This is a genomic window from Halobacillus locisalis (genome assembly GCF_013694105.1).
Classification (GTDB): Bacteria; Bacillota; Bacilli; order Bacillales; family Halobacillaceae; genus Halobacillus; species Halobacillus locisalis.
The window spans coordinates 135,935-150,446 of record NZ_JACEFG010000002.1 but is presented as its reverse complement, the minus strand read 5'-3'; the positions used below and the strand labels follow the sequence as shown (position 1 = coordinate 150,446).

14 protein-coding genes and 1 riboswitch are annotated in these 14,512 nt (G+C 46.9%); all 14 genes read right to left on the bottom strand.

The genetic code is table 11. The features are described from left to right. Positions 1-34: 34 nt before the first annotated feature. The 14 genes from H0266_RS07990 to H0266_RS07925 all read right to left on the bottom strand — a co-directional run bounded on the left by H0266_RS07990 (position 35) and on the right by H0266_RS07925 (position 14,341). Positions 35-1,006 (bottom strand): ABC transporter ATP-binding protein, encoded by a 972-nt coding sequence (locus H0266_RS07990; RefSeq protein WP_343063235.1) that lies wholly within the window; start codon positions 1,004-1,006, stop codon positions 35-37. Beyond that, positions 1,003-1,995, bottom strand: a complete 993-nt coding sequence (locus H0266_RS07985; RefSeq protein ID WP_181471888.1) for an ABC transporter ATP-binding protein — start codon at positions 1,993-1,995, stop codon at positions 1,003-1,005. Before H0266_RS07985 ends, H0266_RS07990 begins: the two co-directional genes overlap by 4 nt. Positions 1,996-2,010: 15 nt before the next feature. Continuing rightward, positions 2,011-2,841 (bottom strand): ABC transporter permease, encoded by an 831-nt coding sequence (locus tag H0266_RS07980; RefSeq protein WP_181471887.1) that lies wholly within the window; start codon positions 2,839-2,841, stop codon positions 2,011-2,013. 21 nt (positions 2,842-2,862) lie between these two features. Beyond that, positions 2,863-3,807 carry an ABC transporter permease gene (locus H0266_RS07975; protein WP_181471886.1) on the bottom strand — a complete coding sequence of 315 codons (945 nt, stop codon included), beginning with the start codon at positions 3,805-3,807 and terminating at the stop codon, positions 2,863-2,865. 107 nt (positions 3,808-3,914) lie between these two features. Beyond that, entirely contained in the window at positions 3,915-5,519 is a 1,605-nt protein-coding gene (locus H0266_RS07970) for an ABC transporter substrate-binding protein (protein ID WP_181471885.1), read from the bottom strand. Beyond that, positions 5,519-6,724, bottom strand: coding sequence for a M20 metallopeptidase family protein (locus tag H0266_RS07965; RefSeq protein ID WP_181471884.1), 1,206 nt, complete (start codon positions 6,722-6,724; stop codon positions 5,519-5,521). The genes H0266_RS07970 and H0266_RS07965 overlap by 1 nt, the downstream gene beginning before the upstream one ends. Before the next feature lie 107 nt (positions 6,725-6,831). Next, a riboswitch (SAM riboswitch) is annotated at positions 6,832-6,937 on the bottom strand. Positions 6,938-7,160: 223 nt separating this feature from the next. Further along, positions 7,161-8,108 (bottom strand): ribose ABC transporter substrate-binding protein RbsB, encoded by a 948-nt coding sequence (gene rbsB / locus H0266_RS07960; RefSeq protein ID WP_181471883.1) that lies wholly within the window; start codon positions 8,106-8,108, stop codon positions 7,161-7,163. A gap of 57 nt (positions 8,109-8,165) precedes the next feature. Next, complete coding sequence (locus tag H0266_RS07955; RefSeq protein ID WP_181471882.1) at positions 8,166-9,101, bottom strand: ABC transporter permease subunit; 936 nt, start codon at positions 9,099-9,101, stop codon at positions 8,166-8,168. A gap of 2 nt (positions 9,102-9,103) precedes the next feature. Further along, a complete protein-coding gene (locus H0266_RS07950; RefSeq protein ID WP_181471881.1) occupies positions 9,104-10,597 on the bottom strand; it encodes a sugar ABC transporter ATP-binding protein in 1,494 nt (497 codons plus the stop codon). Between the two features lie 16 nt (positions 10,598-10,613). Further along, entirely contained in the window at positions 10,614-10,997 is a 384-nt protein-coding gene (gene rbsD / locus H0266_RS07945) for a D-ribose pyranase (protein WP_181471880.1), read from the bottom strand. Beyond that, positions 10,998-11,870, bottom strand: a complete 873-nt coding sequence (gene rbsK / locus H0266_RS07940) for a ribokinase (RefSeq protein ID WP_181471879.1) — start codon at positions 11,868-11,870, stop codon at positions 10,998-11,000. Then, entirely contained in the window at positions 11,870-12,859 is a 990-nt protein-coding gene (locus tag H0266_RS07935; protein WP_181471878.1) for a LacI family DNA-binding transcriptional regulator, read from the bottom strand. Before H0266_RS07935 ends, rbsK begins: the two co-directional genes overlap by 1 nt. A 209-nt stretch (positions 12,860-13,068) precedes the next feature. Continuing rightward, entirely contained in the window at positions 13,069-13,521 is a 453-nt protein-coding gene (locus H0266_RS07930; protein WP_181471877.1) for a hypothetical protein, read from the bottom strand. A gap of 1 nt (position 13,522) precedes the next feature. Beyond that, positions 13,523-14,341 carry a DUF3100 domain-containing protein gene (locus H0266_RS07925; RefSeq protein ID WP_181471876.1) on the bottom strand — a complete coding sequence of 273 codons (819 nt, stop codon included), beginning with the start codon at positions 14,339-14,341 and terminating at the stop codon, positions 13,523-13,525. Positions 14,342-14,512: the final 171 nt, after the last annotated feature.

The window sequence follows — 14,512 nt, the reverse complement described above, 5'->3', positions numbered from 1 at the left end:
AATGAGCAAACAAGAGAACCGTCCCTATGTCAAATCAGCCAGTATGGAAGCAGGCGACTTTTTGGTTGGGGTTGTGTTTCTCTTCGAGGACGGGCACCTCGGTCCTGCATCGCTCTGTTGCCAAGGGACATCGTGTATGGAAAACGCATCCACTTGGCAGGTCAGCAGGAGACGGAAGCTCACCGTTCAAGACGATCCGATCCAACCTCCTTTCTTCAGAAGGATCCGGCACCGGCACAGCAGACAACAAGGCTCTCGAGTACGGGTGCAATGCCTGGGATTGGAATGAACCCGCATCTACCTTCTCCATCACCTTGCCCAAATACATCACGGCTACACGGTCTGCTATATGATTGATGACAGATAAATCATGAGCAATGAACACATACGTCAGCCCAAGCTTCTTCTGCAAGTCCTGCAGCAAATTGAGTACCTGCGCCTGGACAGAAACGTCGAGAGCACTGACAGGCTCATCACAAATGATCAGCTTCGGCTCAAGGGCGAGCGCTCTGGCAATCCCGATTCTTTGACGTTGTCCTCCAGAGAATTCGTGCGGAAGCTTGTGGTAATCCGTATCAGGATCCAACCCGACGAGTTCAAGCAGCTCTCTAACCCGCTTCTCGACTCTGTCCGTTTCTTTATACGCCTTCAACGGAGCCGCTATGCTTTCGCCGGCTTTCATACGCGGGTTCAGGCTCGTGTAAGGATCTTGGAAAATCATCTGAACGTCACGCCTCATGTGGTGGATGTCCTTGGCATCAGCGTTCATATAATCCTTGCCGTTAAAGAGGATTTCTCCTGAAGTCGGCTCCTCGAGGCCCATGATGCTTCTCGCAAGCGTACTCTTTCCGCATCCGGATTCACCGACGATGCCGAGCGTTTCTCCTTGCCTGACGTTAAGGTCGACCCCATTCAAGGCTTTTACATACTGTTTTGGACGCTGGAACAATCCCTTTTTCACAGGAAAATGTACGCGGAGATCGTTGATTTCTAACAAATCGCTCACGATGACGCCACCTCCTCCTTGATCGATTCAAATTCAGAAGCTGAAAGGATACAGGCTGCTTGGTGACCGTCTCCACGAGGTTCTAGATCTGGGTCGATATGCCGGCAAGCATCTGTTGCAAACGGGCATCTCGGCTCGAAGTTACAGCCTTTAGGCGGATGGATCAAGCTCGGCGGCTGTCCGTCAATCGGGATCAGACGCCTCTTTGCTCCTGCTGTCGGAATGGACCGGAGCAATGACCAAGTGTAAGGCATGGCAGTCCGGTAAAAAATATCCTGCGTACTGCCGAATTCGACAATTCGACCGGCATACATGACCAGAATCCGATCCGCTAACTGGGCGACCACTCCTAAATCATGGGTGATGATCAGGATTGCGGCGCCGTACTTGTGCTGGATTTGTTTCAATAAATCCAGCACTTGTGCCTGAATCGTAACATCAAGAGCCGTTGTCGGTTCATCCGCCACAAGAAGCTTCGGCTCAGAAGCGAGTGCCATGGCGATGAGCACGCGTTGGCGCATCCCACCGGAAAACTGGTGAGGATAGCTGTCGATACGAGATTCCGGATCAGGAATCCCAACATCTCTCAAAAGCTCGATCGCTTTTTCCTTCGCTTCCTTCTTCGGCCGCTTCCGGTGTGCCTGGATCCCTTCGATCAGCTGTTTGCCGACCTTGAAAACAGGGTTCAAACTCGACATCGGATCTTGAAAAACCATCGCCACTTGATTTCCACGCAAGTGACGCAACTCTTTTTTATTCATTTGTAATACATTTCGGTCGTTCACATAGACCTTCCCTTTCGGATAAGTGGCGGGAGGCTCGGGGTTGAGCCTCATCAGAGAGTGGGCGAGCACACTTTTTCCACTTCCGGATTCGCCCACAATCCCGATTGTCTCTCCAGCTTCAATCGAGAACGTCACCCCGTCTACCGCTTTGACTATACCATCTGATGTATCCAAGTGTACGTGCAAGTTATCGACTTTCAGCATTCTATATTCCCTCCTTTAAGCAACCTTCGTTCTCGGTTTCCGTTTGACCTGATGCGGGTCGAATGCATCACGTAGTCCATCTCCGAGCAAGTTAAGCGCAAGCACAGTGATCACAATCCCGAGTCCCGGGAAGATCGAATACCACGGAGCAATCGTCAAATAAATCTGCGCCTCTTGCAGCATACTTCCCCATGTCGGGGTGGACGGGTCGACACCGACTCCAAGGAAACTGAGCGCGGCTTCGGCAAGAATCGCTTTTGCGAAAATGAATGTGCTCTGTACGATGACAGGCGATAAAATGTTCGGAAAAATGTAACGTGTAATCACGACGAAATGGCTCGCCCCCGTCGTTCTCGCCGCTTCAATGTAGGACTCATTTTTCACCTGCAGAGTAGCCGAGCGCACGACACGGGCCATCACAGGGAAAAAGGCCAGCGTCAAGGCGATGATAATGTTGATGAGACTGCCGCCAAGAGCTGCTACAAGCGCAAGGGCCAGAAGCAGAGCGGGAAAAGCGAGAAACCCATCAATCACCCTCATCAGGATGAAATCGACTTTTCTGAAATAGCCGGATACTAACCCGATCGTCGTCCCGATCACCGTTGCAAAAAGTGCGACAATCCCCCCCACAGCGAGCGAAACTTGAGCGGCGACGACGGTTCTCGCAAATACGTCCCGTCCGAAGTCGTCCGTTCCGAACCAATGATCGAATGAAGGTGCTGTCAGCCGCTTCTCAGGGTCGATATTTGTCGGTGAAAACGGTAGCCACCACTGCGCTGTGATCGTAGCGAGTACGATGAGCGAAAGAATACACAGCGCGAGTACATTGGTTTTTTTCTGAAACATATAAAGCACCTCCCCAGTTCGTTAATCATAGCGGATGCGTGGATCGAGAAATGTATAGAGAAGATCCACGAGCAGGTTGACGAGTACATAAATGGCAGCGATAAACAGCACGACGCCTTGAACAACTGGATAGTCACGTCGGTGTATGGAATCGATCAACAGCTGTCCGATTCCCGGGATGGTGAAGAGCGTCTCGATAATGACGGTACCACCGAGCAGGCCGGCGACGGTTGCACCTAGGACGGTAGTGGTCGGAATCAAGGCATTAGCAAAGACGTGTCGGACGAGCACCTCTCTCTCCTTGATGCCCTTTGCCAAGGCTGTTTTCGTATAGTCTTGGTTGACTGATTCGAGCATACTGTCACGCAACATCCTGGCGATAATACCGACCTCGACGATGGCAAGGACAAAGGCTGGAAGCAGTAAATGATACAACCAGGCCCCCATACCCTCTGTGAGCGGGACGTACCCGGCGACAGGAAAGACCGGCAAGGCGACACCGAATCCTAGAACGAGAAGGATGGCGAGCCAGAAATCCGGGATCGATACCCCTAACAGGGAAACGGAGGTGAAAATCGGATCAAGAACCGTCTTCCGGAGAGCTACAATCGCAATCGCTGCCGGAATCGCAATGACCAATAATAGAATCATAGAAAGAGACATCAGGCTGAATGTCGGTCTGAAGTTTGAAAAAATAAGCTCGGTTACTTTTCGTTCAGAGTAGACCGATGTTCCAAGATCTCCTGTGATGACTTGTGACAGCCAATTGAAAAATTGAATGTACAGCGGATCATTCAAGCCCAGCTGTTCTTCAAGATCGGCGATGGCCTTCGGAGAAGTATCTTCACCTAAAATGATGAGGGCTGGGTTACCTGGAGTCAGGTGGACGATCATGAAGACGATGACACTGACGACAAACATCACCGGAATGACGGATAACAAACGCCGGATGGTGTACTGTAGCAATAGTCTTCCCTCCTTCTTTATCTGCCTCTATCAAGGGGCAGGTCTTATCATCATGGAGATGACAAGAAGAAAATCGCCAGCATCGTTCCTGACGATTTTCACTGTCCTTATTCTGCTTTCCACGTATTCCAGGAACGAGGTCCATACCAGCTGTTGTAGCTTTTGACAGACGTCGAACGGACATCGAGATTGGACACGTTCGCTACCTTTTCAAACGGTCTCTCTTCATAGAGCGTGGCATTCAGCTCGGCGAGGATCTGATCTTTCTCTTCCTCCGTTCCAGCTGTGGCCCAGTCGGAAATCAGTTGCTGCCATTCAGGACTGTTGTACCAACCACTGCTGTTCGAGTCTTGACTGACCATACCCGCTTGGTTCGGCGAGAAGAATGGGGACCAGCCGATGACGACGATATCCCAGTTTGAAGCCTTGCCCCACTTGTCCAAATACGTCGCCCATTCAAAGGATTCCAAGTTGACGTTGAAACCGACTTCTTCTAACTGCTGTTCAGCGATTTCGGCTATTTTTTTATAATCGCTATAGCTGTTGGCGAACATGATCTTGATCGGCTTCCCATCGTAGCTGCTTTCTTCCAACAACTCTTTCGCCTTCTCTGGATCATACCCGCTGAAGCCTTCAATGTTTTGGTCAGAATATAGAGCGGTTTGATTCGGTGTGAACAGGGCCCCGTCGAGTCCGTAGAAGTCCTCATTGCCATACGTGGCTTTCGCTATTTCTTCTTTATTCAAGGCAGCGTTCAACGCTTGACGAACCTTGTTATCATCGAACGGTGCTTCCGATTTATCTGTCGTCAGTATCGTATAGCCATTGTTGGATGTTTCCGCTACGAGGTCGGGTGCTGCCTCTACCACTTCGTAAAGATCGAGCGGAATATCAGAACCATAATCATAAAGTCCTGTCTTCATCCCGTTCAAAATCACTTGTGGATCCTTTACGACTTTAAAATGAACGGAGTCGAAGTAGGCTTTTTTCCCGCCTGTCAATCCGCTCATCTCCCCTTCTCTAGAAGCGTAATTCTCGAACTTCTTAATGACCACTTCATTTCCGCGTTTCCAGGAATCGAATTCGAATGGTCCTGTCCCAATCAGTTCATCACGTGACAGTGGTTGTTCACCGGCTTCTTCAGCAATGGAAGCCGGGATGATGACAGCTGCATGTTTCGGAGCAGAGAGGTCAGATAAAAGAGACGTGTAAGCCTTATTCAGGTGGATTTTGAATTGAAGTTCATCGACTACTTCCAATGATTCAACATGTTGGTTCGTAATCTCACCGATAGAGGACACTTTCAACCAGCGCTCGAGGGACGCCACTGCATCTTTTGACGTCACTTCTTCCCCATTATGGAACGTCAAACCTTCCCGGAGGTCGATCGTGTAGGTCTTGCCGTCTTCACTTACTTCATAGCTGTCGGCAAGAAGTGGCTTGGCTTCGTAATCCTGGTTCAAGGCAAACAATCCTTCGAAAATATGCCAGCCGATTTTACGAGCTGCACTCTCGCCTGTGTACATCCAATCGAGCGTATTCGGGTCAGCACTAATGGCTACATTCATCTTGCCGCCTTCCACTGGTTCTGCGGAATCGTTCCCAGAAGAATCTGCTTTGGTTGCTCCTCCTTCATCACTGGAGCAACCAATCAAACCAATCAAACCGATAAGAGCGATGAGGCCAATTAGTAAAAGCGTTATTTTCTTCATCATACTTCCCCCTGTTTACCTAAAATTGAATCCAATATACTGACAAATGCTTTTTCAATCTGAAGCAACGCCCGTTCATCTATATCGAAGCGAGGATGGTGATGAGCAAATTGAGTGGCCTCATCATCGTTCTGCGAGCCTACTTTAAAGAAATTACCAGGCTTCTCCTTCAAGTAGTAGGAGAAATCCTCCGCTCCCATCCCCGTTGGCAGTTCTACCAGGTTCTCTTCCCCGAACGAACGACTGAAAATGTCATGTAACTTCTCCGTTTCCTCAGGTTGATTGTAAAGGGCTGGGTAACCGTGCAGGTAATCGATTTGATGTCCCGCTTCAAACCCTGCCGTTACTCGATCGACAATGTTATGAATTTGCTTTTTGATCGTTTGTCGAACGTCAGGGTCAAATGAGCGGACCGTCCCTTCGAGTGTGGCCGTATCGGGAATGACGTTGAAGGTGTTACCTGATTGGAAGACGCCTAACGTAATCACCGCTGAATCTAGAGGGTTGATTCTTCTGCTGACGATTTTTTGCAGCGCACTGACGACATCACTACCGACCACAATCGGATCGATCGCCTTGTGAGGCGCAGCACCGTGTCCCCCTTTTCCTTTAATCGTAATGGAAAACTTATCGACCGCCGCCATCTTGAACCCTTCACCAAGAGAGATTTGTCCAACGGGAACCGATGAATCCAAGTGAGCACCATATATGTAGTCCACACCATCAAGAGCACCATCTTTAATCATCGCCTGCGCCCCGCCCGGTGGAATCTCTTCTGCCGGTTGAAAAATGAAGACCACTGTTCCCTTCAGTTTATCCTGATGACCTCTGAGAGCCTTTGCGGTCCCGAGTAATGCAGATGTATGTCCATCATGCCCACAAGCGTGCATCACACCAGGGTTTTGAGAGCGATACGCCACCTCTTTCTCATCCGTGATCGGCAGGGCATCGAAGTCCGCTCTTAAAGCGACGGTGGGACCATCTTCCGTACCCGTCAGCTTTGTAACGATTCCATGTCCCCCAACTCCAGTATGAATTTCCTCATACCCGAAACTCCGCAATTTCTCTGCAATGAATTTTGCCGTCTCCGTCTCGTGGTAGCTCACCTCTGGATGCTGGTGAAGATAACGCCTCCACTCCACAACCTCTTCAAAGTTTGCTTCGAGCTGTTGGTCTATCGATGACTGCTTCAAACGATTCGCCATAATTTTATCCCCCTTATGTTGATTATCCTTATCTCTTTAATCGGAATTAGATGTAAAAAAAATTCCCCTCTTCTAGACAAGAAGAGGGGAATTTTTTCCGATCGCCTCTCTTATCTTCGTACAAATATGTACGGGAATTAGCACAGTTCCACACCAAGGTGGTCTGTTGCTTTGACTTCATCGGGCCGGTCCCTCCATCAATCTCGATAAGAAAATGAAATTATGAAACTCATAGTATCTTACATATAACAGGCTGTCAACAATTTTTTCCAAAACCATTTAACAGGGGACGGTTCTTGTGTTTGTTCATAAACTACCGAACAGCGGAACCGTCCCCATGTACAATCCCCATGTACAATCTCTACGCAAACTAAAAAAGTGCCTGCCTCTATCAAAAATTGATAGAGACAGGCACTTTATAAACGTCTTATCTGTATTATTCAGTTACAAGCTGTAGTTCAACCGGAATGAATTCTTCCACCTCTTCATCATTCATGACTTGATCAGCGGCCATGATCGCTTCTTCTCCGATCAATTCCGGCTGTTGGGCTACGGTTGCATCCATACGGCCTTCTGAAACAGCTGTACGTGCATCATCCGTTGCATCAAATCCGACAACGATGACGTCTTCTAGCATCCCTTGTGATTCCAGAGCTTGAACAGCTCCCAAGGCCATTTCATCATTATGGGCAAACACAGCGTCCAATGAATCAGTCGATTGAAGAATGTTCTCCATGACCGTCAGTCCTTCTGAGCGGTCGAAATTAGCAGACTGTTTTGCGACAACTTCAATTCCGTCTAATTCGTCCACGATGTTATGGAATCCTTCGCCACGCTCACGTGTAGCGGATGCTCCAGGAATTCCTTCTAATTCAACAACTTGTCCTTCCTCACCAAGCTCATCAGCGATAAACTGACCTGCCATTTCGCCACCAGCTACGTTATCTGATGCAATGTGTGTGACGACTTCTCCACCATCTGCTGTACGGTCGACTGTGATGACTGGAACACCAGCACTATTAGCGGATTCGATTGCAGAGGCTACCGCTGCTGAGTCGGCAGGGTTCACTAGCAATACATCAATATTCTGTTGCAGGAGATCTTCGATATCACTGACTTGGGTGGCTGGATCATTTTGTGCATCTACAGTCGTGATTTCATACCCAGCTTCTTCTGCTGCCTTTTCCGCTCCATCTTTCAAAGATACGAAGAATGGGTTATTCAGCGTAGAGATGGATAGCCCGATTTTCTTAGCACCATCATCTGACCCTTCGCCTTCTTCGCCCCCTCCGTCACTAGAAGAGCTTCCTGGCTGATCGGTTGAACACGCTACGACAAACAATAACAACCCAACAATACCTAATACTTTCATCCATTTACTCATGAATAATTCCTCCCTTTACGATATATGTCATATGTTCTAAAAGAACAGTATGGCCGATTATTTGGATCTTCGATCAAGCAGAACGGCGAGTAGAATGACTCCACCTTTCACAATTTGTTGATAGAAAGACGAGACATTGAGCAAGTTCAATCCGTTATCTAATACACCAATAATTAAAGCACCAATTAATGTTCCATATAGTCGTCCACGTCCCCCAGCAAGGCTTGTTCCACCAAGTACAACGGCTGCGATCGCGTCCAGTTCATACATGGTACCGGCCGTTGGTTGTGCGGAATTCAGACGACTTGTCAATATAATTCCGGCGAGAACCGAAAGCATACCGGTCAACGAGTAGACCCATATTTTTACGCGATCGGTTTTTATACCAGATAGTTTTGCTGCCTCTTCATTCCCACCTACCGCATAGACTTGTCGGCCGAATACGGTTTTCCTCAATAAGAAGAAAAGTAAGAAGAATACGATAATCATCAGGATTCCTGGGAACGGAATACCGAATACGTAACCGCGTCCGATCATCTCAAATACAAAGCTGTCGGAAAGTCCTGTCACTGGGCGTCCATCCGTATAAACGAGTGTCGCCCCGCGGAATATGGTCATGGTAGCCAGTGTAGCGATAAAGGGTGCGACTTTCCCTTTTGTAATAATAAAACCGTTGAACGCTCCCATACCAAGTCCGGCTAGCAAGCCTATAAACACTGCTAAAAGAGGATCCATACCACTTGCAAGCATACCGGCTGTCAAGGCACTTCCAAAGGCTAGAATAGAGCCGACGGATAAATCAATCCCGCCCGTCAAGATGACGTAGGTCATTCCGAATGCGATCAATCCATTTATCGATATTTGACGTAATAAGTTCAGTAAATTGTTCGTGGTTAAGAAGTTCTCACTCATGAACCCGAGGATGATCATGATCAAAACTAGTCCAATCAAAGGACCTAGTTTTGAGAGATTATTCACTAGTGTCTGCTTCATTCTTACTCTCCTCCTGTCGCAGCTTGCATGATTTTCTCTTGGTCAGCTTCTTTCGCGTCTAGGATCCGGGCTACTTTTCCTTCATGAATGACCATGATGCGATCGCTTACCTCGAGAATTTCTGGCAGTTCAGAGGAAACCATAATAATAGCCACCCCTTTTTCCGTCAGCTCATTCATAATGTTATAGATTTCTTTCTTAGCGCCAACATCGACTCCACGAGTCGGTTCATCTAAAATCAGAACCCGTGGCTGAATACCAAGCCATTTGGCTATGACGACTTTTTGTTGGTTACCCCCACTAAGGGATTTCACTTCTTGCTCTCGTCCTGTCGTGCGTACGTATAGACGTTCAATTAGTTGATCGACCATCTCTCGCTCTTTCTTTGCTGAGATGACACCCTTATCAGAAACCGCTTTCAAATTTGTCAATGCTATATTTTCACGAATGGAGAGGTGGAGGACGAGTCCCTCATCTTTACGATCCTCTGTAATAAAACCAATTCCCGCCCGTAACGCATCCTGCGGGTGTTTAATCGAAAGCGTCTGGCCGTCTAACATAATATTTCCGCGTTTCTTCTTCACGGACCCGAATATGGTTTCCATAATTTCTGTCCGTCCAGCACCCATCAATCCTGATACTCCAAGAATCTCTCCTTGTTTGACATTGAAATCAATGTCCTCAAACCACCCATCCCTTGTTAATCCTTGTACTTCGAATATTTTGTCCCCGATTGCTGATGTACGCTTCGGGAAGCGTTCCCCCAATTCACGTCCGACCATCATCTTCACTATCGCTTCAAAGTTGGTATCAGGAATGTTTTCCGTACCTACGTACTCCCCGTCCCGTAAAACGGTAATTCGATCACATATTTTAAAAATTTCTTCCATTCTATGAGAGATATACACAATGCTTACATTCTGTTTTCGTAACGATTCAACGACGTTAAATAGACTCTCAATCTCTCGTTCTGTCAGCGCGGCTGTGGGTTCATCCATAATAATCATTTCCGCGTTTGTCGAAATGGCCCGAGCAATTTCAATCATTTGTTGTTTTCCAACAGATAGATTTCCTGCCTGCTCATTCGGGTCAATATTCGTTACGCCGAGTCTTTTTAAATTCTCCACCGTCTGTTGATACATTTGCTTCTTCCTTAAGATCCCGGTTCTTCCAACCGTTATATCATTTCCAAGAAACATATTCTCTGTAACCGTCAAATGCGGAATGATATTCAATTCTTGGTGGATTACCACGATGCCGTCTTTTTCGGCTTCTTTAGGGTTTGAATAAGTCTTCGGCTCGCCTCTGACCTCAATCTCACCCCCATCACGTTCATGAATGCCAGTCAGCACTTTAACTAATGTGGACTTCCCCGCTCCATTCTCCCCCATCAGAGCATGCACTTCGCCAGGGAGGACCTCAAAGTTCACCTTCTTTAACACACGGTTTCCTAAGAACGCTTTATCAATGTTTGTTAATTTCACTAAAGGATTCAATCTCGTCCCTCCCTTGCTAAAAATTCACACCAGCATGCAATAGGATATTCGCAAACGGTGTCACTTCGCCTGTTCGAATGATGACTTTAGCCTGCTTTGTCTTCTCTTTGAACGCTTCATGAGACAAATACGATATATCGGAGAAGTTTAATTGAGTATGTACCGTCTTGTTGTAGTCTTTTATTTCTTCAGCTAATGTTACTTTTTCGATTACCATATCAGCCTCTATAGCTTTTAGAACCTCAAGAAATGAGGGGGATCCTTTTGTAAGTGATACATCGATACAAGAGACTCCTTCAGGAATAGGAAGCCCACAGTCTGCAATGACGATCGTATCCGTATGGCCGAGCCTTGCCAGGACTGAGGCAATCTCTCGATTTAACATTCCTGATTTCTTCATTTACATCTCCTCTCTTTCTTGCCTGAATCGTTTTACTTCTTCGAGGGTAGGCATACCGCTTTGTGCGCCTATCTTCTGAACAGATAAAGCTGAGGCCGCATTGGCGAAACGGATTGCTTCTTTCACGTCAGCCCCTTCAGAAAGTTTTGCCGATAATGCCCCATTAAACGTATCGCCTGCCCCTGTTGTATCAAGGGCTTGTACAGGATAACCATGTATAACTTCTCCTGTAGCCGATAGCTCTACACCTTGAGACCCTAACGTCGTAATCATCTTTTGATCAATCCACGCATCATCAGCTTGCATCAGGCGTGCTTCGGATTGGTTAGGCGTGAGATAAGTAGCCTGCTTCAGAACAGCTTGAGGAAGTTTCTGATAAGGTGCGGGATTCACAATGAGTGGGATGTTGTATTTGTCAGACAACATCGATACCGCTTTGATTGTTTCTATAGGAATTTCCATTTGTACCAACAACACATCACTCCGGCTAATGAGCGCTTCGTTTCTTTCAATGTGAAACGGAGTTAGATGATGATTGGCACCAGGAGCTACGATGATCCGATTATCTCCATCATGAATGATGATCGTGGCGGTTCCGGTTGATTCATTGGGAATCGTGTTTACCCCGCGTATGTTTATCCCTTCTTTACTCAAGTGAGAAAGCAAGTCTTCACCAAAAGAATCCGCACCAACCGCACCAATCATACTTACGTCAGCTCCAAGCCTTGCCGCAGCTACCGCTTGATTCGCCCCTTTCCCTCCTGGAAAAGTCGCGAATGTGTCGCCTAGTACCGTCTCCCCTTTATCCGGGACATGTTTTGTCGTAACGGTTAAATCCATATTGATACTACCTATAACGGTTACCTTCCTCATCAAGCATCCCTCCTTCTCGTGGATTCTCTTTCTACTATTTCCACAGTAAACTCTTCGACTTGCCTTTGATCATTCTGCTGTTCAATCTGTTCAATCAAAATTTCTGCCGCTCTTGCTCCGGCTTTATAAATAGGTTGTGCCATTGTCGTTAAGGTCGGAGTCGTCGTTTCACCAAGCGTAATACCATCAAAGGCGATGATAGATAGTTGATCAGGAACCGCTATGCCCAAGGATTGAGCTGCCTTCAAAGCTCCAACGCCCATCAAATCGTTAGCCACAAATAACCCATCTATTTCTGGATGTTTGGTCAACAATCGCTCCGTCGCCTTCTTCGCTTCATCAAAATGATAGCCTCCCTGCTCAATAAAGCTGTATCGAAACCAATCCTCTTCTTGCACAACATCCAAATATCCATTCAAACGCTGCTCCGCGTTACTCACGTTATTGGGCCCAGCGACATGAGCAATTCGTTTACACCCCAGCTCTTGCAAATACGTTGTTGCTTCTCTTGCTCCCTGACGGTTATTTACGGTGACCGATGACAACGATGGATGAAGAATGCGGTCCAGGGCAACCACCGGAATATCCACATCTTTGATAAAATCACCAGATATAGTACTTGAAACAATGACAATCCCATCTAATGACTTTTGCTTCAACTCTTGCACATAGTTCACTTCTTTAGCGGGATCATCATCTGTATTGCATAACACAAAAGTATAATCCCGCTTCTTCGCCATGTCCTCGACCGCTCGAGCTAACTCTGGAAAAAACGGATTCATAATATCCGGAACAAACAATGCAATCATTTTAGAACGTCCCTTAAACAAGCTCCTCGCTACATCATTCGGTCTGTAATTCAATTGTGTAATCGCTTTTGCCACGCGCTCTTTGGTTCCTTGGTGAACATATCCATTACCGTTCAGAACACGAGAAACGGTAGCCGTTGATACTTCCGCCAAGCGTGCTACATCTTTAATCGTTGCCATCATCATCTACTACCTTTATCAGTGATTCCACATATGTAACCCGTTACATATGTGGGTAAAAAAATATGTCGCACTCCTGTTACGCTTATGTGTAACCCGTTACACATCATAATAAAGCGCTTTCAAATATGTGTCAAGGGGAAGAACAAATATGGGGACGGTTCTCTTGTTTGTTCATAAACTCACAAACAGCGGAACCGTCCCCACTATCAAATAATCCCTTGGAATCGCAGGATCATCTCAGCGATCAAGGCAGAGCCAAGGAAGGTGCCGACCATGACGAACATGGCCACCACAATGCTACGCCAACCAAGCTTCACGAAGTCCGTCCACGAGCGACCGATGGCAATACCGGCATAGGCAAGAATCGGGGTTGCCAAGGCTAATAGATTCACTTCATTCGTGTACGTCACGATGAAATCTGATCCCGGAATCCATGGCATGGATAACAGGACACCGACAATCGCGACATACGCGACACTTGGAATATTTCCAGGCATGATTTTTCCTAATAGCAAACCGGCAAGGCAAATTGCAATGAGGAGAAGCATACCGGGAACAGCATCCATCACCATAATGTCATAACCGATCCAGTTCCCGAGCAATGCGACGATGCCGAAAATCCCGAGTAACAGTACCCATTCTTGTATATTCTTCAACATATTAAGCGCCCTCCTTCACTTCGCGATTCATCTTCTTCCTTTTATCACGAGTTAGCCATTGATACATTTTTTCCGTTAAAGGAATTCCGATGAAAATACTCATATAAAGACCTGTAGAGAGCGACAATAGATTACTTGCCCCAGCGAAGGCTAGAATATCTTGCTCAAGGGCAGGAAAAGCCGTAACTAAGGAACCACTCGCTGCTGCCATCATACTTCCACTTCCGATTCCTGAAGCCATGGCGAAAGATAAAGGATGTAGAGGCGTCCACGTTGCGAGAAAGCCCGCAATCAGTCCCATGAAGACCGCTCCAAAGACGGTACCGAATATGTAAATCGCCATGACCCCGCGTCCTTCTGGGGAATTGAATCCATACTTATCCATGATCAGACCGACGTTCGGCTCACGAGCAACGGAGTGAGTCATCCCGATGCTTTCTCGCTTCAGGCCTAGCATGACCGCCACGGGTAAAGCGATGAGAATTGTTCCGAGATTACCGAATTCCTGAAGCAATAGAGCAGGTCCAGCTTCAATAATTTGAGGCAATGATGGACCGATGATGACCCCGATTTTGGCAATTAATAGCGTGACGCCGAGCACAATCAACGGTTCAGCATTTTTGGATTGTTTTTCTTTGAGGAGAGGGGTAAAGAAAAGTCCGAGACCGATCAGAATGGCATAAAGCATGGGTAACAACAAGACTACTCCCGGCCCTACCGTGAAGGAGTGGGTTCCTATCGTCTCAGTGATGAGTACGATTCCAAGCACAATTGCGTGTAGACGCCAGTCTTTCCAAATGTTCGTGAGTTCCTGCTTCAATGAAATTCCTCCCTGTTTCTTTATCGCTTTTATCTAATAAAGATATTTGTACTGATTATAATATTCTGAAAAATATAATCAAGGTTAAAAATTTCCATCCACTTGTGCAAAGGCTTACCTAAATAAGTGCCTGCTATTTCAATTTGATTATAATTCTTTTTTTCAAAGATC